The following is a 1044-nucleotide window of genomic DNA, read 5'->3' as shown; positions in this document are numbered from 1 at the left end:
TTGTATGGTTTACATGCTCTCTCAAACGGGCAAAATTGAGGCCCACCTCTGGCTGCCACCAGAGGACTTTTATGCGGTAGTTCGATGCCTGTATGGCTCCTCTGTCGAGAGACCGTTAACAAGTGGGAACGCCGCATAAACTCTAAGTAACAACTCGAATAGTCATCAGGGCCTCGAGCTCGTATAGCAAGCAAGAGTTAACTTACCAATGAACCACTCACAAAACAATGAAGTCAATGTCGGTATAGATACCGGCAAGACTCAGCTCGATATCTATATCCGTCCTCTCGGCGAATACTTTACTGTCAGCAACGATGCGAAAGGTGTTCGCGAAGCTATTAGGCGCATCAAAGCACGTCGGCCAACGCGCATCGTTATTGAAGCCACAGGCCGTCTGGAGCACACCTTCCTGTTCGCCGCTGTAAAACATAAGCTGCCTGTAGTTGTCGCCAACCCTCTTCATGTACGGCGGTTTGCTGGCGCCATTGGGCAGCTCGCGAAAACAGACAAAATCGATGCTCAGCTGATCGCCCACTTCGGCGAGAGCATCAAGCCCGTTCAAACAGCTGTAGCACCAGAAAACGACAGAAAAATCAGCGATTTACTCGTTCGCCGTCGACAGCTGATGGAAATGCAGACGATGGAAAAGAACCGTCTATCCATCATGCCCAAAGAAATGCGCACCAGCATTACCACCATGCTGAAAACCATCAAAGCACAGATCGACAAGATTGATACAGCCCTTGATGGCATGATCGCACAAGCTGATGACTGGAAAGAGAAAAATGAAATTCTCCAAAGTGTGCCCGGAGTGGGCAAAGTCATGGCTTACACGTTACTTAGCGACCTTCCAGAACTAGGCACCTTGAATAACAAAGAGATTGCCGCACTTGTCGGAGTTGCACCGATCAATCGAGAGAGTGGACGATACCAGGGCCTTCGCAGAATACGCGGCGGACGTCATCAAATACGCACGGTTATGTTTATGGCGATGATGTCGACCATCCAATGCAATAAGAAATTCAAAGACTACTATGAGCGACT

The 1044-nt window shown here is 49.0% G+C and carries 1 protein-coding gene; it reads left to right on the top strand.

The features are described from left to right. Positions 1-208: 208 nt before the first annotated feature. A partial coding sequence (locus tag LC059_RS17870) for an IS110 family transposase (protein ID WP_226705234.1) occupies positions 209-1044 on the top strand: 836 nt, incomplete at its 3' end.

It is taken from the genome of Microbulbifer elongatus (genome assembly GCF_020524885.1).
GTDB classification, from domain to species: domain Bacteria; phylum Pseudomonadota; class Gammaproteobacteria; order Pseudomonadales; family Cellvibrionaceae; genus Microbulbifer; species Microbulbifer elongatus_A.
The sequence above is the reverse complement of the archived record's forward strand: the minus strand, read 5'-3'. Positions and strand labels throughout refer to the sequence as shown.